The following is a 23,186-nucleotide window of genomic DNA, read 5'->3' as shown; positions in this document are numbered from 1 at the left end:
GACCTTTGCTATCGCCTCACGCCCCCAGGCCCAGTCGCCAGGAGCTCTCGTGCAGCAGTTGAAGCACTTCATCGGCGGTGAGTACACCGGATCCGTGTCGGGCGAGGTCGCCGACATCGTCGATCCCGTCACCGGCCGCCCGTATTGCACCGCCGCCGTCGCCGGCCCCGAAGACGTCGACCGCGCGCTCAAGGTCGCGGCCGCCGCCTTCGAGCGGTGGCGCGAGACCACGCCCGCGCAGCGCCAGCTCGCGCTGCTGAAGATCGCCGACGCCGTCGAAGCGCGCGCGGACGGCCTCGTGCTCGTCGAATCGGCGAACACCGGCAAGCCGATCGCGCTCACCGCGGCCGAGGAACTGCCGATGATCGTCGACCAGTTGCGGTTCTTCGCCGGCGCCGCGCGTGTCCTGGAAGGACGGTCGGCAGGCGAATACATGGAAGGGCATACCTCTTTCGTCCGCCGAGAACCGATCGGCGTGTGCGCGCAGGTTACGCCGTGGAACTACCCGCTCCTCATGGCGGTGTGGAAGATCGCGCCCGCGCTGGCCGCGGGGAACACCGTGGTGCTCAAACCGGCCGACACGACGCCGGCGTCGACCCTGCTCCTGGCGGAGATCTGCGCCGAATTCCTGCCGCCCGGAGTACTCAACGTCGTCTGCGGCGACCGCGACACCGGGCGTGCGCTCGTCGAGCACGACATCCCCGCGATGGTGTCCATCACCGGCTCCGTCCGCGCCGGGATCGAGGTCGCCGCTTCGGCGGCGAAGGACGTCAAGCGCGTACATCTCGAACTGGGCGGCAAGGCACCCGTACTGGTCTTCGCCGACGCCGACATCGAAGCGGCCGCGGAGGGAATCGCCGCGGCGGGCTACTTCAACGCGGGTCAGGACTGCACCGCGGCGACCCGCGTCCTGGTCGCCGACGAGGTCCACGACGCGTTCGTCGCGGCACTCACCAGGCAGGCGCAGGCGACCACCACCGGCAAGCCCGACGACACGTCGGTCAGCTACGGGCCGCTCAACAACGCCGCCCAGCTCGACCGCGTCGCCGGGTTCGTCGACCGGCTTCCCGAACACGCGACAGTCCACTGTGGAGGTGAACGGCATGGGCACGAGGGTTACTTCTACAAGGCGACGGTGATCTCCGGCGTCCGACAGGACGACGAGATCAGCCAGACGGAGGTCTTCGGCCCGGTCATCACCGTGCAGCGCTTCGGCTCCGAAGCGGAAGCACTCACCGCGGCCAACGGCGTCGACTACGCGCTCGCGTCGTCGGTGTGGACCACCGATCACCAGCGGGCGATGCGGCTGGCCGGGAAACTCGACTTCGGCTGCGTGTGGATCAACACGCATATCCCGCTGGTCGCCGAAATGCCGCACGGGGGCTTCAAGAAGTCCGGCTACGGCAAGGACCTCTCGCTCTACGGCCTCGAGGACTACACCCGCGTCAAGCACGTGATGAGCGCGCTGTGACGACCACCGAAAGGCACGCCATGCCTCATCAAGCACCCGTCACCTCCGCCGAGGGGGAGCAAGGGACCTTCGCTATCACTTCCGCGGGTGGAGACGGGGTCCCCGCGATCCGGCTGCGCGGGCTCCGCAAGGAGTTCGGCCAGGTCCACGCGGTCGACGGCGTCGATCTCGACGTCCCGCCCGGCGAGTTCTTCTCGATGCTCGGACCGTCCGGCTCCGGCAAGACGACCGTGCTCCGCATGATCGCGGGCTTCGAACTGCCGACGTCGGGCACGATCGAACTGCACGGCCGCGACGTCAGCCGTCTCGCCCCGTTCGACCGTGACGTCAACACGGTCTTCCAGGACTACGCGCTCTTCCCGCATATGACCGTGCGACAGAACGTCGAGTACGGCCTTCGGGTGAAACGCGTCCCTCGCGCGGAGCGGCGTCAGCGTGCGAAGGAGGCTCTCGAAACAGTCCGCCTCGGCGACTTCGGCGAGCGCAAACCCGACCAGCTTTCCGGCGGCCAGCGGCAGCGGGTCGCGCTCGCCAGAGCACTGGTCAACCGGCCGAAGGTGCTCCTGCTCGACGAGCCACTCGGCGCGCTCGACCTGAAACTGCGCCACACCATGCAAACCGAGCTGAAGCAGATCCAGCGCGAAGTCGGCATCACCTTCATCTTCGTCACCCACGACCAGGACGAGGCGCTGACCATGAGCGACCGCATCGCGGTGTTCAACGCCGGCCGCATCGAACAGGTTGGCTCGCCGGTCGAGGTCTACGAGCGACCCGCGTCGGCGTTCGTCGCCGGGTTTGTCGGCACCTCGAACCTGCTCAGCGGTGGCGGCGCCGAAAACATCATCGGCAAACCCGGCGTCTTCAGCATCCGCCCCGAAAAGATCCGCGTCGACGCCGACCTCTCGAAATCGGCGGAGGTCGGCGAGACCAGCGCCACCGGCACCGTCACCAACACCGTCTACGCGGGCGCGACCGTGCGCTACGAGGTCACGCTCGACGCCGGCGGCCAGCTCTCCGTGGTCCGGCAGAACACCGCCGAGCCCGTGGCCCTCGAGGGCGGCCGGGTCCGCCTGAGCTGGCGGCACGAACACAGCTTCCGCGTCCCCGAAGCCGGCTAGCCCTCCCCAGTACCGAAAGGGTTCGTTCAATGAAGAACAGGAAACTCGCGCTCGCCGGGCTGCTCGGCGCCGGTCTGCTCGTGGCCGCCTGTGGCACCTCCGGATCCAGTTCGACCGCCGCCGCCCCCGGAGGGCAGGGCTTCACCCCGCCGAAACTGGACGCGCTCGCGCAGCTCGGCCAGCCGGAAGGGCAGGTCAACGTGCTGGCCTGGCCCGGCTACGCGGAGAACGGCTCGAACGATCCTGCCGTCGACTGGGTGACCGGCTTCGAAAAGGAGACCGGCTGCAAGGTCAACGTCAAGGCGTTCGGCACCTCCGACGAGGCCGTGAGCCTGATGAAGACCGGACAGTACGACGTCATCTCCGCCTCCGGTGACGCTTCGTTGCGGCTCATCGCGTCCGGAGACGTCGAACCGGTGAACACCGCGCTCGTACCGAACTACGCCGACGTTTTCGATTTCCTCAAGAACCGCCCGTGGAACAGCGTGAACAACGTGGCTTACGGCGTACCGCACGGCTGGGGCGCGAACCTGCTCACCTGGCGCACCGACAAGGTGACCCCGCCGCCGACGTCGTGGTCGGTGATGTTCGACGCGAACAGTCCGTACAAGGGCAAGATCTCCGCCTACGACTCGCCGATCTACATCGCCGACGCCGCGCTGTACCTGCAGACGCACAAACCGGAACTCGGCATCAAGAACCCGTACGCCTTGGACGACAAGCAGTTCCAGGCCGCCGTCGACCTGCTCAAGCAGCAGCGGCCGATGGTGGGGGAGTACTGGTCGGACTACCTGAAGGAAAGCCAAGCCCTCAAGAGCGGCGACGCCGTCGTCGGCACCGCCTGGCAGGTGACGGTGAACCTGACCAAGAGCGAGGGTGCACCCGTCGAGTCCGTGCTGCCGTCCGAGGGTGCGACGGGTTGGTCGGACACGTGGATGGTGTCGGCGAAGTCGCCGCACAAGACGTGCTCCTACAAGTGGCTGAACCACATCGTCAGCCCGAAGGCCAACGCCCAGGTCGCCGAGTACTTCGGTGAGTCGCCCGCGAACCCCAAGGCGTGCACCGAAACCAAGGACAAGGCGCACTGCGAGACCTTCCACGCCGGTGACGCCGCGTACGCCGCGAAGATCGCCTACTGGACGACGCCGATCACGCAGTGCCTCGACGGCCGCACCGACGTCAAGTGCAAGGACTACGGCGAGTGGACCCGCGCCTGGACCGAGATCAAGGGCTGAGCCTCCCGAACTCCGGGAGCGGACGATGGTGCCCCCCAACTTCGTCCGCTCCCGGTCCCATCCCCGGTGGAGATCATGACGACCACGCTCGATTCGCCAAGGCGGAAAGCCTCCGCCTTCCTGTACCGCAAACCCCGGCTGCGACTGGGAATGCTGCTCTCCGCGCCGGCGCTGTGGCTCGGCCTCGCCTATCTCGGCGCACTGGCCGCGTTGTTCGTCACCGCGTTCTGGCACATCGACGTCTTCACCGGCCAGGTCGTCACCGAATGGTCGCTGGACAACTTCGTCACGCTGTTCAGTGACGCGGTGTACCGCACGATCACCCTCCGGACGGTCGGTATCGCCGCGCTGGTCACCGTGATCACCGCGATCATCGCCTTCCCGATGGCGTTCTACATGGCGAAATTCGCCTCACCGAGGGCGCGGCGGCTCCTGGTGATCGCGGTGATGACGCCGCTGTGGGCGAGCTACCTGGTGAAGGCCTACGCGTGGCGGACCATGTTGTCCGGCAACGGAGTCCTGCACTGGCTGCTCGACCCGTTCGGCCTCGACACTCCCGGCTATGGCGTCCTGGCGACCGTGATCACGCTGTCGTACCTGTGGCTGCCGTACATGATCCTGCCGATCTACGCGGGCCTGGAACGGCTGCCCGATTCCCTTGTGGACGCTTCCGGCGACCTCGGCGCGCGGCCGTTCAGGACGTTCCGGTCGGTGGTGCTGCCGGTGACCTTCCCGGCCGTCGTCGCCGGGTCGATCTTCACGTTTTCGTTGTCACTGGGCGACTACATCGCGGTCAAGATCGTCGGCGGTACGTCGCAGATGCTCGGCAACGTCGTCTACGACAACATCGGCGCGGCCAACAACCTGCCGTTCGCGGCCACCGTCGCGACCGTGCCCGTGGTGATCATGCTCGCCTACCTCGCCGCCGTGCGCCGCACGGGCGCGCTGGACAATCTGTAGGAGCGCGCGATGCGGCTTTCCCGGACGACCAAATACCTGCTGCTGGCGGCCCTCGTGCTCGGGCTCGCGGTGATCTACTTCCCGCTGCTGGTGGTCCTGCTCAACTCCTTCAACGCCGACACCACCTTCGGCTGGCCGCCGTCGAGCTTCACCCTCGAATGGTGGGGCCGGGCCGCCGAGAACCAGGGCGCGCTGAACGCGCTGTGGACGAGTGTCCAAGCAGGACTCGCCGCGACCGCGATCGCACTGGTACTCGGCACGATGGCGGCGTTCGCCTTGCAGCGCTACCGGTTCTTCGGCCGCAACCAGGTGTCGCTGCTGATCATCCTGCCGATCGCGCTGCCCGGCATCGTCACCGGTATCGCGCTGAACAACGCCTTCCGCACGATCCTCGGCATCGACCTCGGCCTGTTCACCGCGATCGTCGCGCACGCGACCTTCTGCATCGTGGTGGTGTTCAACAACGTCGTCGCGCGCCTGCGGCGAATGGGCGGCAACCTCGAAGAAGCGTCGATGGACCTCGGCGCAGACGGGCTCACGACGTTCCGCCTGGTGACCTTCCCGATGCTGCGGTCGGCCCTGCTCGCCGGTGGCCTGCTGGCCTTCGCGCTGTCGTTCGACGAAATCATCGTCACGACGTTCACCCTCGGCACCGGGCTGGAGACCCTGCCGATCTGGATCCTGAACAACCTGTTCCGGCCGAACCAGGCGCCGATCGTCAACGTCGTGGCGGCGGTGCTGATCCTGGCCTCGACGGTGCCGGTCTACCTGGCGCAACGGCTTTCCGGCGACACGACGTCGGGTGGGCGGCTGTAAGGCAACGCCGGTGCGACCCTTTGAGGGCCGCACCGGCGTTCTCACTCAGTAACGATGGTCTTCGATCGCTCCCGTCGATCCGTTGTACGTGATGTAACCGAACTGGAAGTCACTTCGCTTACCGGTCGGGATGTTGTACTCGCCACTGGTGGGGAAGCCGAGATACGACGTCTCCCAGCCGAGATCCCGCCAGCGCAGCCGGATCATCCCCTTGACCTCCCAAGCGACGTTCGTCCCCGCCCGCCAGTAGATCGAGTGATCGAACCCGCCTTGGCGGAAGTGGTTGTACTTACCCTTACTGCCCGGCGTCCAGGTCTCGTCGGTAATCGGGTAGCCGACACCGGTTTGCCAGCCGGTCGCCGCGAAGCGGTCGCGGATATATCCATGCACTTCGAAGGCATCGGTCGATGGTGACCAATAGATCGAACCGTTCCCGCTGAAGTGGGTGTACCGGCCGACGCCGTCCGCCGTGGCCACCTCGTCAGTGGTCGGGTAGCCGAAGAACACCTCCCAGCCCAGCGACCGCCACTTCTGCCAGATCCGCCCCTTGACGTAATGCGCGCCGGTCGCCGCGGTCCAGTAGATCGAGCCGTTGTTGTTATTGAAGTGATTGACCCGCCCGATGCCGTCCGGGGTGGTCAGCTGATCGCTGGTCGGGAACCCGAGTGGCCCGACTTCCGCGTCGGTCTCCATCCACTTCGCCCGGATCTCGCCGTGAATGGCCATGGCGCCGATGCTGGAGTTCCAGTAGATCGAGCCGAGACCGGTGGTCGGTCCGCCCGTGAAGTCGTTGTAGCGGCCGTTGCCCGCCCTGGCCACCAGTTCGTCGGTGGTGGGCGATCCGAGGAAGGCGTGTGCCCCGAGCGTGACGTACTTGGTCAGGATCTCCCCGGAGACGGCTTTCACGTTGTACAGCTGTGTCCAATAGAGGCGGCCTGACGTGTACAGCTGCCAATGCCCGTCACCCTCGATGAGCTCGATGCCCACCGGAGTACCCACCAGGGTGCGGAGAGCCGCCTCGTCCGCGTACCGCTTCTGGATCGGGGTCTGGTAATCCGCACGCAGGCCGAGGCCGCCGCCGGGCATGACGATCTGCCGGGTGGGCTCCGTGCTCTGGTTGTCCGCCCACTGGACGAAGTTCGCCGCGTCGAGGGAGGCGGCGGGTGCGGTGATCAGAACCGGTGCCCCCACCGTCACCAGACGGCCGGCGTCCTCGTTCGCGCCGATCTTGATCTGGGCCGGGTGATTCCCGATCACGGTGAGGCGGGCCAGCCGCGGATTCGCGATGTACTGCTTGCTGGCGACGACGTTGCGGACGTTCGTCACGGTGGCGGTGACCACGACGCGGGTGTCGGTCTCGTTCGGGAATCCGATCGAGAACGCGGGTCCGGTGCCCGTCTTGAGCTGGTTGATCTCACAAACGGCGTTGCGAGGGCAGTGCTGCCGTTCCGCGCGCCAGCTCACGGTGAGTGGTCCGTCGCCCGGGTCCTCGGCTGTGGCACCGACCGAGACCGTGTCGTTGGCGGAGAAGACCGTCGACGTCGGCGGGACGAGTTCGATCGCGGGGCTCGCCTCGGTCGGGACGACCGTCTTGCTGGTGTTCGCCACGGCGCCGTTCGGGTCGGTGACCGCGAGGCTCACCGTGACCGGATCTCCCGCCGAGTACGCGTGACTCACGGTCTTCCCCGCTCCGGTGGTGCCGTCACCGAAGGTCCACTGGTAGCTGAGACCTTCACGATCAGGATCGTCCGACGTGCTCGCGTCGAACGAAACCGTGCCCGTGGCCGGATCGGTGGTCGCGGTGAACGCTGCTCGGGGAGCCTTGTTGGCCGGCTTGTAGCTCAGCCTGCGCAACTTCGAGGTGACGGCATCGGCAAGCACGATGTCGCCGTTCGGCGCGGTCAGGACGGATACCGCGTCGCCGATCGCGGAAGCCGCCGCGGTGAGAGGCTGGGTGACGGTCCCTTTGTTGTCGAAACCGATGGTGGAAAGAGTCTGCGCACCCTCGTTGGCTACGAAATGAATTCCACGGTAACCCTCGGGATAGGAGACTCCAGTGTAAGGAACGCCGCCGACGAGGGTATCCGCGGTTCCGTGTACCACTTCGCCGAGTGGTCCGGCGTTCGCGACATTGTTGCACTCCGGTGTGTCGCGATAGCCCGGTGTCCGTGTCGAGCCTTCCCAGCACGGCCATTTCAGGTTCTGGCCGGGGAAAGCGAGGTCGACCTCGTGGCGGGCGGCCCAGCCGATGTCGGTGACGACCACACCGCCACGCGGGTCCAGCGCGATACGCGGATCACGGAGCCCGCTCACGTAGTTGCGGCTCTTCCAGGACAGCGGTGCCGTCGAGTCGTAGAACGGGTTTTCCGGTACTCCTCGGCCGGCGAGATCGACGCGGAGGATCTTGCCCGTCGGATGGGCTGGATCCAAGGCACGCAACGCGAACTTGTCGACGTTGTCCTTGGTGGCGTCGGTGTGGGAACGGACGGTGGCGTTGTCGCCGATGGCGACCCACAGCGACGTGCCTGATGGGTCCGCGGCCACGTCCTGGATGCCCTTGTTGTCGGCGTTGACCGGGAACTCCAGGACGATGGACTCCTCCGACAACGACGTCGGGGCGTCGGCGCCGTCTGCCTTCCACTTGCTGAGGCGGAACACCGCGGAGGATCCGGTCGATACCGCGCGAGTGGTGTAGACCGCTCGGCTGCTGACGAAGTCCGGCGCGACCGCGATGCCGGTGAGGCCGAGCGAACCGGCGGTGTGCACCGGGAGTGTGGCGATCTGGATCGGCTGACCACCCTGAGGGGTCAACCGGACGGATCCCAGGCGGCCGGTGGTCAGCGCGCTTCCGTCCGGCAGGTAGGCGGCGTCGGTGAGATCTCCGGCCTGCTGGCCGGTGGGCGTGTCGAACAGGGCGAACCCCGCAGGCAGCGCCGGGGCGGCGTGCGCCACGGGTGCCGTGGCGACCACTGTGCCGAACAGGGCCGCGGCGGCCGTGGAGACGATCAGGGATCTTCGAGTCCGCATTGGACCTTCCTTCTCCGAATACGGAGAGTGCCTTGTGCGGAAAAGTGCTCACGAACGCACAAAAATTGCGACGGCGCGACAGGGTTGCCCATTCTGTAACGCGACGCGACGATCCGCCCCCAGCGCCCTCGCTTCTGGCTATAAGCACGCCGGACGCTAGCGGCTGGCCAGACTGCCGTCATTCGGCCAAAAGTGTGATCACTGCCGAGAAGCGAGAAGTTCTGTGATCAGGAGCACTCCTTGCTAACAAAACATTGAACAGAACAAACGTTCGACTGGTCGCGTGTAATGCGGCCATTCGGCCCAAATCCGTGTAATTGTCTTGCTTGCGCTCGACGTCGCCCAGCAATATCAACTCGCCGACCTGCTCTGTAAGGAGCCGAGGGCTGTCCTGGGTGGGCATCCCAAGGGGGGAAGTCATGAAGCGGATCCGTCGTAGACCTGTCCTGCGCGCAAGACTCCGGGTGACGCTCGCGTTGCTGCTGATCGTCGCACTGGTCGCGACGCTGGGCCCTGCGGCTTCGCAGCGATTCCCGTCGTCGGACGAAGCGGGGGCCGCGGCCACCGCCGACTCACCGAAGCAGCAGTCGGGGTCCGCCGAAGGGGTTCCGGATCGACCGACCTCCGACAGCGCGGCCGCGCCCGCGGTCAATCGGGCGGAAGCCGCTTCCCTTCAGTCGAAGTATCCGCCGTTGAACTTCCCCGAGCCCGCTGCGGACAAGCGCAGCAGCGCCAGGGCCGTTCCGCCGCCCGCGGCCCAGGTACGCGGTTTCGACGCGCAGGCCAGTAAGGAATTGCCTCAGCGGCGCACCACGCACAGCAGCGTCTACGACAACCCCGACGGCACGCAGACCACCCTCTACGGTCAGGACCCGCTGAACTTCCCGTTGCCCGAGGGCGGCTACGGTCCCGTCGACACTCGCGCCGTGCCCGACCAGGCAGGCGGATGGCGCAAGGCGGGCGACGAACTCCAGGTCCACATGGGGCAGACGAGCGGGGCCATGCGGGTCAGTGTCGCCGGACACGAAGCCGCCTTCACACTGCTCGGCGCACGGGCGACGGCCGGACGCGCCGAAGGCAGCGCGGTCGCCTACCCCGATGTCCTGCCGAACGCCGACATGCGGGTCGAGCTCACCGCGGGCGCCGCCAAGGAGTGGTTCGTCCTCAAGAACCCCGATGCCCCTCACGCGTGGGAGTTCGCCCTTGATCTGAAGGGCCTCGAGGCGAAGATCGCCGACGGTCAGGTGGTCTTCGTGGACCAGGCCGGCGCGGCCGTCCTGCGCGTCCCGGTCGGCTACATGCTCGACTCCAGTCGCCAGGAAAGCGGCGAGCCCGCGACCTCCTACGGTGTCACGTATCGGCTCGGAAACCGTGACGGCCGCCAGATCCTCCGGGTGGAACTCGATTCCGCGTGGCTGCGCGACCCGGCGCGGGTCTATCCGGTGCAGGTGGACCCCACCGTGGTCAAGGAGTCCGTCAGTACCGGCAACATGGTGGTCGAGAACGGTGCTCGGAGCACCAACGTGAACGAACTGCGCATCGGCCGCAGCGGCGGCAAGACCGCTTCGAGTTACCTCCGCTTCGGTGGTATCGGCGGAGACCTGAAGGACAACCGGATCTTCGGTGCCCAGTTGCAGCTGACCAACTTCTGGTCCGGCTCCTGCACGCCCCGCCCGATGTACGTGCATCCGGTCACCGCGGACTGGGGCACCTCGGGAACCCCTCCGACCGGCGCCGCTCTGGGCGGAGGGGTCTTCTCGCACGGGTACATGGCGCCGTTGGCGACCCGATCCAACTGCCCGACCGCACATGAGCTGATCGATCTGGGCGTCGAGGGCCGAAACCTCGTTCAGCAGTGGGCCGGTGGCGCGCCCAACCACGGCCTCGCTCTGCAGGCGCCCCTCGATCCGGCGGCGTGGAAGCGATTCACCGGGTTCGGCACGGCCAACCCGCCCCGGCTGTACGTGACGCATTCCCCGTACAACGCCGAGTACCGCGTCGATCGCGCGACGCCCGAGCCCCCGGTCACCCGAGCCGCTTCGGGCAAGGTCAAAATCACCGTGACCAACCGTGGCGCCCAGCCGTGGACCCGTGCCGATTTCGCGCTGGGGTACCGCGTCTTCGACCGGAGCGGGAATCCGCTCGGCTCCCAGGTGGCCGCTGAGCTCCCCGGTGATGTGGCACGCGGGGCGTCGGTGACGCTCGACGCCGAGATCAAGCCGATCGGTGTCGGCAGTTACCTGCTCGACTTCAGCATGTTCCGCAAACCCGGCGACTACTTCACCGACCACCAGGTCGCGCCGGCCCGGATCGGACTCGACGTCTACGACGTGCCGCCGTTCATCAAGCACCAGTACCCGCCCAACGGCGCCTCCGTCCAGACGCTGACACCGCAGTTGTGGGCCAATGGCATCGACGTCGACCCGCCGCCGGGCAGCACCTTGAAGTATCGGTTCGAGGTGTGCCGGAAGGAGGCGGACGACACTCCGGTCGATTGCTTCAGTTCCGCGTACCAGTCGAATCCCACCTGGACGGTGCCGGACAAGAAACTGTTCTGGAACAAGATCTATCTCTGGCGGTCGTTCGCCTTCGACGGTGCCAACGAGAGTGAACCGCTGCCGTTCAGCGCGATCCTGAGCGCCGTTCCGCAGCCGGCGATCACCTCGCATATGGCGACGACGCCGCACAGCGGATCCGACCGCGACTTCGATCCCATGGTGGGCAACTACTACTCCAGTGCGGTCGACGTCCAGCTTCCGACGGCGGGCCCCGAGCTGAGTGTGACCCGCACGTACAACTCGCTGGACCCGCGGCGCGACCATTGGTTCGGCACGGGCTGGGCGACGAAGTTCGACATGAAGGTAGTCCGGGACTACGCGGGGAACACCCTCGTCACCTATCCCGACGGTCAGCAACTGCGTTTCGGTCTCAACCCGGACGGGACCTATGCCCCGCCACAGGGTCGTTTCGCGGACTTCGCGGCCACATCGGACGGTGGATGGCGGCTCACCGACAAGTCGGCGACCACCTACCGGTTCGACTCGTCGGGCAGGTTGGCCGGATACACCGACGGGGTCGGACGTGGCGCGATCGTGCAGTGGGACGGCGCCAATCTGTCCCGCGTCGTCGATCTGGCCAGCGAACGCCAACTGGTCTTCCTGGTCCAGGACGGCAAGGTCGCCCACGTCTTCGCTTCCGAGATCAACGGCCAAATCCGGAACTGGAAGTACTTCTACGAAGGAAATCGGCTGAAGCGGGTCGAAGACCCCGATGGCCACAGCACCCAATACGAATACGCGGACCAGTCCAGGTTCCGCACGGTCGTGAACGACGCCTCGCCCGACGCCTACTGGCGACTCGGTGACCTGACCGGAGACGTCGCGGTCAGCCAGGTTGCGTTCAACCGGGGCAAGGACAACGGAAAGTACAAAAACGTCGTCCTCGGTGCCCCCGGCGCGCTGCCGGGCTCGGCCGACACCGCCGCGACCTTCAACGGGTCGAGCTCGGTACTGCAGTTGCAGGACGGTGTGGTCAAGAAGAGCAGGGACCTGGCGGTCGAACTGTGGTTCAAGACCAACGGATCCGGCGTTCTGCTGGGCTACCAGCAGAACGAGATCACCGGCGCACTGCAGAACGCCTACACACCGGCGCTCTACGTCGGTACGGACGGCAAGCTGTACGGCCAGTTCTCCGACGGCACGACCAATCCGATCCGCACCGCGGTCTCGGTCAACGACGGTAAATGGCACCATGTGGTGCTTTCCGGAGCCCTGGCGACTCAGTGGTTGTACCTGGACGGTGTCCAGGCCGGAACGAAACAGGGCGTGATCGACCACGGAAACCAGACCAAGGTGTACGCGGGGGCCGGGTTCATCGCGGGCAACTGGCCTGCCAAGCCCGCCAACGACCACGGGTACTTCGCCGGCGCGATCGACGAGATCGCCGTCTACGGCAAGCCGCTCAGCGACACCGTGGTCCGTGAGCACTTCCAAGCCGCGCAGCCGTCCGAAGGGCTGAGCAAGATCGCCCTGCCCAGCGGCAGGGTCGCCGCGGAGATCGAGTACGACACGGTCAACGAGCGGGTGAAGAGCTACACCGATCGCAACGGCGGGGTGTGGCGGCTCGGCGCCCCGGTGATCACCGGCGAGGAGAACAACCTGATCCGGACCGTGAAGTTCACGGATCCCGGGAACCGCGACCACACCTACGACTACGACCCGGTCCGGGGCCGCATCCTGCGGATGGTCACCCCGCTCGGGCTCGGCGTCCGGCCGGAGGACCAGCCCGGGCAGCCGGGGAAGGAGGCCGGCTACGGGATCCGTAGCTACGCCTATGACGACGAGGGCAACCAGAACACCATCGTTTCCGAGAACCTGAACGAGGTCGTCCTCGGTTTCGACCGGCGCGGCAACGTGGCCAGCAAGCGGACCTGCCTGATGGCGGGGAAGTGTCAGACCGAGTACTTCGGTTACTTCCTCAACGCGGCGAATCCGCTGGATCCGCGCAACGACAAGGTCGTGTGGAGCAGGGACGGCAGGTCGACGAACGCCGAAGACAACCGGTACCTGACGACGTACACCTACACCGCCAAGGGGGACCTCCTCACCCAGCAGATGCCCGATGGCGGGACCGTCACGCACACCTACACCACCGGTACCGAGCCGTCGCTCGACAACGTGAGCGTGTCTGTGCCGGCCGACCTGCTGGCGTCGACGCGTGGCGCGCTCGGCGACACCACGGTCTATCGGTACTACCGCTCGGGTGATCTCGGTGAGATCCAGGAACAGGCCGGGATGCGCACCCGGTTCGGCTACGACGTCGGCGGGCGCAAGACATCGGCCACGGTGTACACGGCGGCTTATCCCGACGGCGTGAAGACCACCTACGAGTACGACGCGCTTTCGCGGGTGATCGCGGAGACCGGGCCCGAGACGACGAACGCCGTCACCGGCGTGAAGCACACTGCCCGGACCGTGACTTCCTACGACAAGGACGGGAACGTCGAGCGGGAAGCGGTCTCCGATCTCACCGGCGGAGACCAGACCCGGGTCACCACGCGGGAATACGACGAGCACGGCAGGCTCGTCCACGTCGTGAACCCCGAGGGCAAGGAAACCCGGTACGGCTTCGACGTATTCGGCAACCGGATGTTCGTAGTCGACGCGAGTGGTGTGAAGAGGTCGTACGCGTACACGGCCAGGAACGAGGTCGCGGAAGTCCGGCTGCATGGCTGGCACGGCGGCGTGGTCGACCCGGCCGACGGTGACGGCAGGCCCGGCGACGGCGAGGGTGACCCCGATCCCGGCAACTCCGAGCCGACAGTGCTCGAATCGTTCCGATACGACGAATCGGGGCGGCAGGTCCTGCACGTCGACGCGATGGGCAGGGCGACACGGAATCACTATTACGCCAACGATCTCATCGCTCAGGTGGTGGCCGAGGGGTACCGCGATCCGGTCACCGGCAACGTCCGCGATGTCCTCCTGGAGAACAACAACTACGACGGTGCCGGGAACCTGACCAAGCAGACCACCGCGGGCAACCGGACCACGACCTACGAGTACGACACCGTCAGCCGGCTCACGGTGACGAACGAGGACTCAGGCGGCCTCGAACGGCGGACGCAGTTCTACTACGACCGCGGCGGCAACGTCCTCCGGTCGGAGAAGTCCGGGAACCCCTCGAATGTCGGCATCGGACAGACGAATGTCACCGAAGCAATCGACTTCGTCTACGACACGGCCGGAAAGCGGATCCAGCAAACCGTCCACAATGGACAAGAGAAGCTCATCACACGGTGGCGTTACGACGAACGTGGCATGCCGACAGCCGTGACGGATCCCCGAGGCAACCTCGGACAGGAGCCGCTGGCGGCCTTCACCACGAAAATGGACTACGACGAGTTGGCCAGGCCCATCCGGGCCACCGGTCCGCGAGTCCGTACCGAATCCGGCGGCGGCGCGGCCACCGACACGCAGGCGACCATGGTCACCGGGTACGACACCTTCGGATCTGTCACGCATACGAAGGACCCGATCGGCCGGGTGACTACGGCGGCGTACGACAGGCTCGGGCAGCTGGTGAAGGCGAGCTTGCCGTCGTACACCTCGCCCGGTGCCACGGCGCCGATCACGCCGACCAAGGAGATCCGCTACGACGCCGTCGGACGCGTGATCAAGCAGGTCGACGCCCGGCAGCACGCGACCGAACTGCGGTACGACCAGCTGGGAAGGCTGCTGGAGCGGCAGGATCCGCAGGCTGAAGGCACGGCAAGCGGCGTCTGGAAGTACTCGTACACCATGACCGGCCTGCCCCTGTCCGCCACTTCGCCGACCGGAGCTCGCGTCGAGGCGACGTACGACGAACTGGGCCGCAAGGTCACGTCGACCGCGGTGGAACGGTTCCCCGCACCGGCCGCGCACACCACGAAGTACCGGTACGACGACGCGGGCAACGTCGTGTCGGTCGAGAATCCGGCCGGCGAGAAGAGCCTGAACACCTACGACAAGCTGAACCAGCTGATCACCGCCGTCGACCCGGCAGGGGTCACCACGAAGCGGGGGTATGACCGGCAGGGTCGGCTGGTCCGGGCGAGCGACGGCGCGGGCGCCACGAAACGGCTCAACTACGACCTCGCTGGTCGCATGGTCACCGAGTTCGACGTGGACGCCCAGTGGACGGGCTCGCAGCCACCGCTGCGGGAGCGCAAGTTCACCTACGACCTGGCCGGCAACATGCGTACGGCGGAGGACTGGGAAAAGCGCGTCACCACGTTCGACTATGACGCCGCGAACCGGCTGTCCAGCCAGGTCGAGCCCGTCGCGGACGGGAAGACGATCACGACGTCGTTCGGCTACGACGCGGCCGGAAACCGCACCAGGTTCACCGACGGCCGATCGAACAAGACCGTCTTCACCTACAACAGCCTGAACCTGCCGGAATCGGTGATCGAGCCGTCCACCGCCGCACACCCCGCCGCGGCCGATCGAACCTGGACGCAGTCCTACGACGCGGCGGGCAACGCGACCCGCCTGACCGCACCCGGGAACGTGAACCGTGACCGGACCTTCGACGCGCTGAACCGGATGCTCACGGAGACCGGCTCCGGCGCCGAGTCGCAGACCGCCGACAAGTCACGGACCTACGACGCAGACGGTCGGCTGCGGGTCGCCGGGAGCAACGCGTACACCTACAACGACCGCGGTGGTCTTCTGACCGCGACCGGTACTTCCGGCGCGTCGTCCTTCGAGTACGACACCGCCGGCCGGGTCATCACCCGGAAGGATGCCGCCGGTACCACCGGCTACGGCTACCTCAAGGGCCGTCTGAACTCCGTCACCGACGGTGTGACCGGGGGCAAGCTGACCTACGGCTACAACGAAGCCGGCAAGGTGAAGACGGTCGACTACGGTGCCGGTCGGGTCCGTACCTACGACTACGACAACCTTGCCCGGCCGAAGTCCGATGTTCTGAAGGAAGCGAACGGGACGGTTCTCTCGTCGCTCGCGTACACCTACGACCCGAACGATCGGGTCAAGACCAAGACGACCGCAGGATTGGCCGGCTCCGGGCAGAACAGCTACTCGTACGACTTCCAAGGGCGCATGCTTTCCTGGACGGACCCGTCGGGTAAATCGACCGAGTACGGCTGGGACGACTCGGGCAACCGCGTCAAGGCGGGTGACAAGAACGCGACCTACGACGAGCGGAACCGTGTCCTCGCCGACGGCGACTACACGTATGCCTACTCGCCGCGCGGTTCGCTGAGCTCACGCACGTCGTCCGGCCTGGAGGAGAAGTACTCCTTCGACGCCTTTGACCGGATGGTCAAGTTCGGTACGACCGAGTACACCTACGACGACTTCGACCGGCTCGCGACCCGAGGCGGACAGAAGTTCTCGTACGCGGGTATGGAGCGAGACGCGATCAGTGATGGTGTCTCGCGCTTCGGCCGCGGTCCTGACGGCTCCTTGGTGTCGCTCTCACAGGGAACGGATTCCCGGCTCACGCTTTCCGATCGGCACGGTGACGTCGTCGGGGCCCTGGCGCCCGCGTCGGGTGGCGTTGTCGATTCGACGGCGTACGACCCGTACGGCAAGCGGATCGCGTCGACGGGTGTTTCGCGGTCGGTCGGTTTCCAGGGTGACTGGACGGATCCCGATAGCGGGAACGTCAACATGGGTGCGCGGTGGTATCAGCCGGGTTCCGGCACCTTCGCCTCCCGCGACAGTATCGAGTTGCCGTTCTCGCCGTCGATCAGCGCCAACCGATACTCGTATGTCCTCGGTTCGCCGCTGAACTACTTCGACCCCGATGGCCACGGCTGGTTCAGTGACCTGTGGGACAAGGCGGGCGGCATCGTGCACACCGCGCTGGACGTGGCGGGCATGATCCCGGGCATCGGCGAGATCGCCGACCTCGCGAACGCCGCGATCTACGCTGCCGAGGGAGACTGGGAGAACGCTGCTTGGTCGGCGGCGGGTGCGATCCCGTTCGGGGGCAACGCGGCGACCGCGGCGAAGTGGGCACGCAAGGCCGGTGACTTCATCGGAGGTGGTCGTCGGGCCGGTCGTTACGCCGATGACGCCATCGACCTCGGCCGTCGCTATGGCGACGACGTCGCCGGCGCTGCCCGCCGAACCGCCGGTGACGCCGCCGCATCCGCTGCTCGCAAGGCTTCCGCCGTCGCTGCAGCCCGTAAGGCGGCAGCTGCGGCCGCCGCGGCCGCAGCACGTCGGGCCGCAGCGATCTTGGCGAAGAAGAAGGCCGTGGCCGCCGCTGCGCGGGGTGCCGCGGAGAAGACCGCGAAGCGGAACCCGATCCCGACGTTGAAGGCGGCGTTGAAGCCGGTCTTCAAGGGGACGGATCTGGTGTCGTCGTCGCCGTTGGTGCCGGCTCGGGTGGTGCAGGCGTTCAAGGCGGATGTGCAGGACGCGGGCCGGGTCACGGACTTCTTCAAGAAGCAGGTGGTCGGGGACGGGAACATCGTCCAGAACGTCGCCGAGACTGTGACGGCGGTGTCGGAGATCGCTCAGTCCGGTGCTTCTCCTGATGATGTTCTGTCCGCGCTGGGTGGTTTGGCCGGGCGGAACAAGGGGCGGGGCAAGCATCACGACGAGTCGTCGAGTGGTCCGGATACGAGCTGTGTGCGTAAGAACAGCTTTGATCCGAACACACTGGTGGTGATGGGGGACGGATCCCGTAAGCCGATCAAGGACGTCAAGGTCGGGGATAAGGTCCTGGCGAAGGATCCGACGACGGCGCGTACCGCGGTTCGGGTGGTGACGGATACCCGTTCGCACGCGAGCAAGCGGACTCTTGTCGAGGTCGGTGTCTCGAGTGGCGCTGATCGTGGGTCTGTGGTGGCGACGGATGAGCATCCGTTCTGGGTGGAGTCGGAGAAGCGGTGGTCGCACGCCGTTGATCTGAAGGCTGGTCATCGGCTGGAGACCGGGGATCATCGGGATGCGACGGTCACGGGGACGCGGTCGTGGTCGGAGGTGCGGCGGGTCTACAACCTGACCGTCGACACCGACCACACGTACTTCGTTGTCGCAGGTCAGACACCAGTCCTCACCCACAACTGCGGTGAGGAGGCTCCCAAGAGCTTCTCCAACCTGTTCCCTGAAGACAAACCTGGCTGGGCGAAGACCTGGTCACCAGAAGCGTTGCAAGCGCGATCGGGGAACTTCGCCTACGTTGTGAAATCAGACGGCTCACTTATCCTCGGAAAACAGACTGATGGTCACGTCAGCTTGGCCCAGGGTGAAGATGTGCTTGCTGCCGGCGTCGTCAAACTCAGGACCGGTAGGATCAAGGAGATCAATAACGCGTCTGGCCACTACAAGCCCTACGGTGAGCACGCTCAAGGCGCGGCGGAAACAGCTTTCAGCAATGCAGGATGGGATGACGTGGCAGGCAGGTATGTCGAACGCTTCTGAGGACCGCCGTGCGCCCTGTGCGCTGGCGTTAGACAAAGTTGACTTCATTGTCCGTGTGGAACCGCATGCGGCTGGCGTCGATCAGATCGAGCCGCTGCTGGAAGACCTGCTCGAGTACATCCTTCGACACGAAGAATGTCGCGACGTGCTGGAATCTCGTTTGAAAGACCTCCTGGATGAACTTCCTGGTGGGGCGGTCGAGATCATTCAATTCACTATGCATGAACTGCGCTGGAATTCAGTGCTGCATTTCGCCAAGGCGCGACTTGCGACGGAATCGAATATAACGAAGCAAGTGCTTCTGAGAAATGTCATCGATGCATTCGGTGACGATTGGGAAGATCGTGACCTTTTCGAGCGTTACCAGGGATGAAGGGTCGGAATGTGCTATTGCTCCCCTAGTGAGTGCGCCGAAAGAGATCCGTCGCGGCCCGGAGCGCCGCCAGCATCCCCGGATCCGTCACCGCGTGCCCGGCGGCCTCCACCAGTTCCAGCTTCGAGTCCGGCCAAGCCCGGTGCAGCTCGTAAGCCGTCACCGGAGGGCAAACCGCGTCGTACCGCCCCTGCACGATCACGCCAGGAATCCCGGCGAGCTTGCCCGCTTCCCGGATCAGTTGGCCTTCCTCTAGCCACGCCCCATGGCAGAAGTAGTGCAGCGCGAGCCGGGCGAAGGTGACCGCGAAGTCCGGTGACGCGTACTGGTTGTGAAAGGCCGGATCCGGGCGCAGGCAGACGATCGCGCCTTCCCAGACGCTCCAGGCGATCGCGGCACGCTCGCGAATCGCTTGATCGGGGTGATAGACGAGTTCGCGGTAGGCCGACATCGGATCGTCGCGGCGGTCTTCGGGGATCGGGGCGAGGAAGGCCTCCCACTCGCGCGGGAAGAGGTTCGCGGCGCCGCCGCGGTAGATCCAGTCGAGTTCGCTCCGCCGGACGGTGAAGACTCCCCGCAGGATGATCTCGCTGACGCGGCTCGGATGGGTTTCGGCATAGGCGAGGGCGAGGGTCGCGCCCCACGAGCCGCCGAAGAGCTGCCATTGCTCCAGATTCAGCCGTTCGCGCAGCTTTTCCATGTCCGAGACGAGGTGCCAGAGGGTGTTGACCGACAGATCGACATCCGGCGCGCTGATATGCGGAGTGCTGCGGCCGGTGCCGCGCTGGTCGAACAGGATGATCCGGTAGGCCTGGGGATCGAAATGCCGTCTGGTCATGGGAGAGATGCCGCTACCAGGGCCTCCGTGCAGGACGACGACCGGTTTTCTGTCCGGGTTCCCTGCCTCCTGGCAGTAGATCCGGTGCCCGTCGCCGACGTCGAGCATGCCCTCGGCGCGCACGCGGATCGGCGGGTACAGATCGTCCATACGGACACTCTGCCCGAATCGGCGAGTGTCCGAAGGGTGGGGGCCCGCCCCCGCCGCCGGGCTGAGCGGGCCCCCGGTCTTCGGTCGCGTCAGCAGCCGGCCGTGGCGGCCACGTTCGCGAATCCCTTCCCGGCACCGGTTACCTTGTTGCTCGCGCAGACCTTGTTCCCCGTAGCGGCTTTCACGAGATAGAAGCCGTACGCGTAGCTGGACTGCACGTCCGCGGTGTTGCCGGAGAAGGTGTTGCCGCGGCCCCAGCCGTCGAGCTGGACATGGACTTCGAAGCCGCCGTAGGTCGCGTCGTGCACGAAGACCTTGCTGCCCCGGTTGTCCGCGACCACGTAGTTGTTGCCCTTCAGGTCCACCCAGCTGTCGGTGAAGTGCTCGCCGCTCTGCCCGGTCCCGTCGAAGACGTTGCCGCGCAGTTCGCCGCCAGTGGTGCCTTCCTTGATGTCGATCGACTCGGCCCGCACGTTCGGGCCGATCTTGTTGTTCAGTGCTTTGTTGCGGTCGCTCCGGTCGGGCGTTCCATCGGGCCAGTTGCTCTTCGCGGAACCGAAGTAGATGCCTTCGCCATAGCCCGCGTATTCGCGGCCGGTGTCGGTCACCTCGGAGTTCTTCACGACGTTGTCGGTGCTCGTGTACTGGAAGTGGATGCCCTCGTGGCCGACGCCGGTGACCTTGACGCCGTCGACGACGGTGTTCTTGACGCCGGTCGCCATCAGGCCCTTCTGGCCGCCGGTGATGGTGAAGCCGGTCAGGTTCCAGTAGCTCCCGGTCAGTTCGAGGGTGCGGCCGGCGGAGGCCTTGATGACCGCGCTTCGCGGCCCCTTCAGCGTGATGCGGCTGCTGGAGGTGCCGTTCTTCGCCGCCTTGAAGTTGCCGGTGAAGGTCGTGTCAGCCGCTAGCTCGATGACGGTGCCGGGAGTGACCGAAGCGAGCGCCGCCGACAGCTGCGCCGAAGTCGCTACGCGGACCGTCGCGGCCTGTGCCGGGTACGCCGCCAGGGTCGACAGCAGGGCGGCGCCGGTCGCGATGGCCAGAACCCGCTCACGAACACGCATCCGTGGTCCTCCTCGTCGAGGGATCGAAGCTTGGTCGTGGCGGCGACGGCTAGACCGTAAGGCAGCCTTCGAACGCTAGTCAAGGACATGATTGAAGTTCATATACGTGAACAACTAAAGGAGGGTCCGCGGTCACTGCCCACCCGAAAAGAGAGCAAGGGACCTTTATAACCGCCTGTCTCTGACCTGGGCGTGAAGCCGGTTTTTGGCTTCTAGCTGGGGTTACGTGCTCTGGGGTACTCGCTAGTACTGCATAACTTCTTGCTAGTACCCCGCAGTTCGCGGCCTGTACACGGCCTGAGGGCGGCGGGCCTGGGTGCGGTCGGATCGGGGCTCGATGCCTCGATCCGACCGCTCGCGCGGCTACACCGCGAGAAAGTCAGTGCCGCACCCTTGACAGGTGATCGATGCCTGCTCAAGGGTGCTGCGGGCGACTCGGATTCGCCGATCACACAGGCACTTGGCAACCGCGAGGTTGCTTGATCCGGGTTTCTTGGTCGTGCCCGCTTCGGCGTGCCGGTAGGCGGTGATGGCGTGGTTGATGGCGGTGATGGTGTCGGCGTAGCGGGCGGCGGTCTCCGGGGTGACGGTGGTCAGGCTCCACCCGATACGCGGATCAACCTCGACGGCGAGCCCGAGCTCTTCAGCGATGGCCCGAAACCGCACGTTGTGGTAGCGGCCTTGCCGGGAGGTGTCTTTGACCTGGCGGGTGTGGGCGATGCCGTGCGCGGCTTCGTGCAGGAGGGTGCCGAGCACGTCAACGGCTCCGCGTTTGAGTCCTTCACCGGACACGAACAGCTCCGGCAGCTTCTTATCCTCGCCGTGCTGCCATCGCCCGGCGGCAAAGTGCCCAAGCCGCAAAGTGCCCGCTTTGGCTCCGATGCTGCCCGCTCCGATGGTGAGCACCACGTCGGGCACGTCGTTGTGGCGGGCTTGGATGATGACCCACGCGGTTTCCAGAGCGTGAACCAAGGGGCTGGTGATGCTGGCGGTCATGATGGCCTCGTCTCCCTGACGGCTTTGACGCTTAAGCGTCAAAGCGTTGGTTTGTCGTCGAGGGGATCCCGGCTGAACCTGGCCTGTGGAGCTAAAGCCCGTGTGCCCGGCCTAGCCGGTCCCCTTTCCCGATAGGGAGCCGCTCTATGTGGGCGGTCTGGTGTGTCAAGGCATCTTTCCCGCCTTGACACGGCGGACCGGCCATATAACGATTCGGCCTTCGAGGAAGGGGCTACTTTTCCTTATATTCTTTGGTTTTAATCTCCTGGTTGTTGTTCTCGTGATGTTCTTGGCAGCTCCCGGGGTGCAGGATTGCCGTATGCACGGGTGTCCAGTTCGGATCGTGTGGGTTGTCGCCGGTGAAGCGGTGCGCCGCTGCGGTCACATCACGTGGGCTGAGTGAGCTTTGAGTCTGGGCAAGAGCAAGGAGAGTAATGATCAGTTCGGGGATGACCGCCTTGCTTTGCCGAAGTTCGACCACTTCGTCGAATCCGACATAGCCGGTGGCGTGGGCGAGAACGGTGGAGATGGCGTGTTGGTAGTCGGCTTGGCCGGTGTAGCAGGCATCCAGGATCAGCCCGGTCGTGTCGATCCTGGGACGGTCGCGGCGGGCGGCGAACTGGTGCCATTGCAGCAGTGATCCACCGTCGGCGCTGTCGGTCGCGCCAAGCCCGCCATGGGGCATGTCAGGTCGAGGTCGAAAGCCGTGTGCGGACACGAGGGTCAGCATCGCCGGTAGCGTGAGCTGGTACGCGAACTCCTGCTCGTCCCGGCAGAGCACCACCTCGGGCTCCACGGGCGGTTGACCGTCGAACACCTTCGAAATCTTGGAGTGAACGCAGTCAAGGAACCTCACGCCCTCCGAGAACTCGCTGTAGGTGATCAACCGGACCGGGAGCAGCGCATCAGCGTCGGGCACGTGCGTGACGGTAGCCGGTCGGGCTAGTTACGGCAGCCGATCGGGCGCTGATGTCCGCCTGCGCACGGCAGTCCGATCGCTGTGTGATTTCTCTGCGTCGGCGGGGTGCTGCCGGGCGGGTCCCGGGGACCGGCCGCCAGGCCGCATGCCCCGGGTGCCCGTCCCGGCAGCGGGGGGGGGGGGGGGGGGGGGGGGGGGGGGGGGGAAGAGAAAAAAAAAAAAAAAAAAAAAACAAAAAAAACAAACGGCAAAACAACCGTGTTCATGGTTGGTGGTTT

Annotated in this window: 12 protein-coding genes; 7 read left to right on the top strand and 5 right to left on the bottom strand. The window is 65.9% G+C overall.

What is annotated here, in order from left to right; genetic code table 11:
* The first annotated feature begins 49 nt into the window (after nucleotides 1-49).
* The 5 genes from ACZ7KI_RS35500 to ACZ7KI_RS35480 all read left to right on the top strand — a co-directional run bounded on the left by ACZ7KI_RS35500 (nucleotide 50) and on the right by ACZ7KI_RS35480 (nucleotide 5,600).
* On the top strand, nucleotides 50-1,471 hold the full coding sequence (locus tag ACZ7KI_RS35500) for a gamma-aminobutyraldehyde dehydrogenase (RefSeq protein ID WP_470277396.1): 1,422 nt from the start codon (nucleotides 50-52) through the stop codon (nucleotides 1,469-1,471).
* 20 nt (nucleotides 1,472-1,491) lie between these two features.
* A complete protein-coding gene (locus tag ACZ7KI_RS35495; RefSeq protein WP_470277404.1) occupies nucleotides 1,492-2,589 on the top strand; it encodes an ABC transporter ATP-binding protein in 1,098 nt (365 codons plus the stop codon).
* Nucleotides 2,590-2,618: 29 nt separating this feature from the next.
* On the top strand, nucleotides 2,619-3,824 hold the full coding sequence (locus tag ACZ7KI_RS35490) for an ABC transporter substrate-binding protein (RefSeq protein ID WP_470277395.1): 1,206 nt from the start codon (nucleotides 2,619-2,621) through the stop codon (nucleotides 3,822-3,824).
* Between the two features lie 75 nt (nucleotides 3,825-3,899).
* Complete coding sequence (locus ACZ7KI_RS35485) at nucleotides 3,900-4,784, top strand: ABC transporter permease (RefSeq protein ID WP_470277394.1); 885 nt, start codon at nucleotides 3,900-3,902, stop codon at nucleotides 4,782-4,784.
* 9 nt (nucleotides 4,785-4,793) lie between these two features.
* Nucleotides 4,794-5,600, top strand: coding sequence for an ABC transporter permease (locus ACZ7KI_RS35480; RefSeq protein WP_465504913.1), 807 nt, complete (start codon nucleotides 4,794-4,796; stop codon nucleotides 5,598-5,600).
* Nucleotides 5,601-5,645: 45 nt separating this feature from the next.
* On the opposite strand, the gene ACZ7KI_RS35475 is transcribed toward ACZ7KI_RS35480, so the two are convergent.
* Entirely contained in the window at nucleotides 5,646-8,627 is a 2,982-nt protein-coding gene (locus ACZ7KI_RS35475; RefSeq protein WP_470277393.1) for a PQQ-dependent sugar dehydrogenase, read from the bottom strand.
* Between the two features lie 464 nt (nucleotides 8,628-9,091).
* Between ACZ7KI_RS35475 and ACZ7KI_RS35470 the strand changes: the two genes are divergently transcribed.
* Nucleotides 9,092-18,568 (top strand): RHS repeat-associated core domain-containing protein, encoded by a 9,477-nt coding sequence (locus ACZ7KI_RS35470; RefSeq protein WP_470277392.1) that lies wholly within the window; start codon nucleotides 9,092-9,094, stop codon nucleotides 18,566-18,568.
* The gene (locus ACZ7KI_RS35465; RefSeq protein WP_470277391.1) at nucleotides 18,483-18,941 is read left to right on the top strand and encodes a hypothetical protein; all 459 of its coding nucleotides are present in this window, start codon (nucleotides 18,483-18,485) and stop codon (nucleotides 18,939-18,941) included. Before ACZ7KI_RS35470 ends, ACZ7KI_RS35465 begins: the two co-directional genes overlap by 86 nt.
* Nucleotides 18,942-18,966: 25 nt before the next feature.
* On the opposite strand, the gene pip is transcribed toward ACZ7KI_RS35465, so the two are convergent.
* The 4 genes from pip to ACZ7KI_RS35445 all read right to left on the bottom strand — a co-directional run bounded on the left by pip (nucleotide 18,967) and on the right by ACZ7KI_RS35445 (nucleotide 22,908).
* Nucleotides 18,967-19,929, bottom strand: a complete 963-nt coding sequence (pip, locus tag ACZ7KI_RS35460) for a prolyl aminopeptidase (protein WP_470277390.1) — start codon at nucleotides 19,927-19,929, stop codon at nucleotides 18,967-18,969.
* Nucleotides 19,930-20,018: 89 nt separating this feature from the next.
* Entirely contained in the window at nucleotides 20,019-20,993 is a 975-nt protein-coding gene (locus tag ACZ7KI_RS35455) for a right-handed parallel beta-helix repeat-containing protein (RefSeq protein WP_470277389.1), read from the bottom strand.
* Nucleotides 20,994-21,356: 363 nt separating this feature from the next.
* Nucleotides 21,357-21,989, bottom strand: coding sequence for a hypothetical protein (locus ACZ7KI_RS35450; RefSeq protein WP_470277388.1), 633 nt, complete (start codon nucleotides 21,987-21,989; stop codon nucleotides 21,357-21,359).
* Nucleotides 21,990-22,221: 232 nt separating this feature from the next.
* On the bottom strand, nucleotides 22,222-22,908 hold the full coding sequence (locus ACZ7KI_RS35445) for a hypothetical protein (RefSeq protein ID WP_470277387.1): 687 nt from the start codon (nucleotides 22,906-22,908) through the stop codon (nucleotides 22,222-22,224).
* Nucleotides 22,909-23,186: the final 278 nt, after the last annotated feature.

It is taken from the genome of Amycolatopsis sp. NPDC039088, from assembly GCF_055598845.1.
The sequence above is the reverse complement of the archived record's forward strand: the minus strand, read 5'-3'. Positions and strand labels throughout refer to the sequence as shown.

Excerpts from the sequence above, each read along its gene's own strand:
- ACZ7KI_RS35495 (WP_470277404.1), top strand. The coding sequence starts at position 1,492 with ATGCCTCATCAAGCACCCGTCACCTCCGCCGAGGGGGAGCAAGGGACC.
- ACZ7KI_RS35455 (WP_470277389.1), bottom strand. The coding sequence starts at position 20,993 with ATGCGTGTTCGTGAGCGGGTTCTGGCCATCGCGACCGGCGCCGCCCTG.
- ACZ7KI_RS35480 (WP_465504913.1), top strand. The coding sequence starts at position 4,794 with ATGCGGCTTTCCCGGACGACCAAATACCTGCTGCTGGCGGCCCTCGTG.
- ACZ7KI_RS35485 (WP_470277394.1), top strand. The coding sequence starts at position 3,900 with ATGACGACCACGCTCGATTCGCCAAGGCGGAAAGCCTCCGCCTTCCTG.
- ACZ7KI_RS35490 (WP_470277395.1), top strand. The coding sequence starts at position 2,619 with ATGAAGAACAGGAAACTCGCGCTCGCCGGGCTGCTCGGCGCCGGTCTG.
- pip (WP_470277390.1), bottom strand. The coding sequence starts at position 19,929 with ATGGACGATCTGTACCCGCCGATCCGCGTGCGCGCCGAGGGCATGCTC.
- ACZ7KI_RS35475 (WP_470277393.1), bottom strand. The coding sequence starts at position 8,627 with ATGCGGACTCGAAGATCCCTGATCGTCTCCACGGCCGCCGCGGCCCTG.
- ACZ7KI_RS35450 (WP_470277388.1), bottom strand. The coding sequence starts at position 21,989 with ATGACCGCCAGCATCACCAGCCCCTTGGTTCACGCTCTGGAAACCGCG.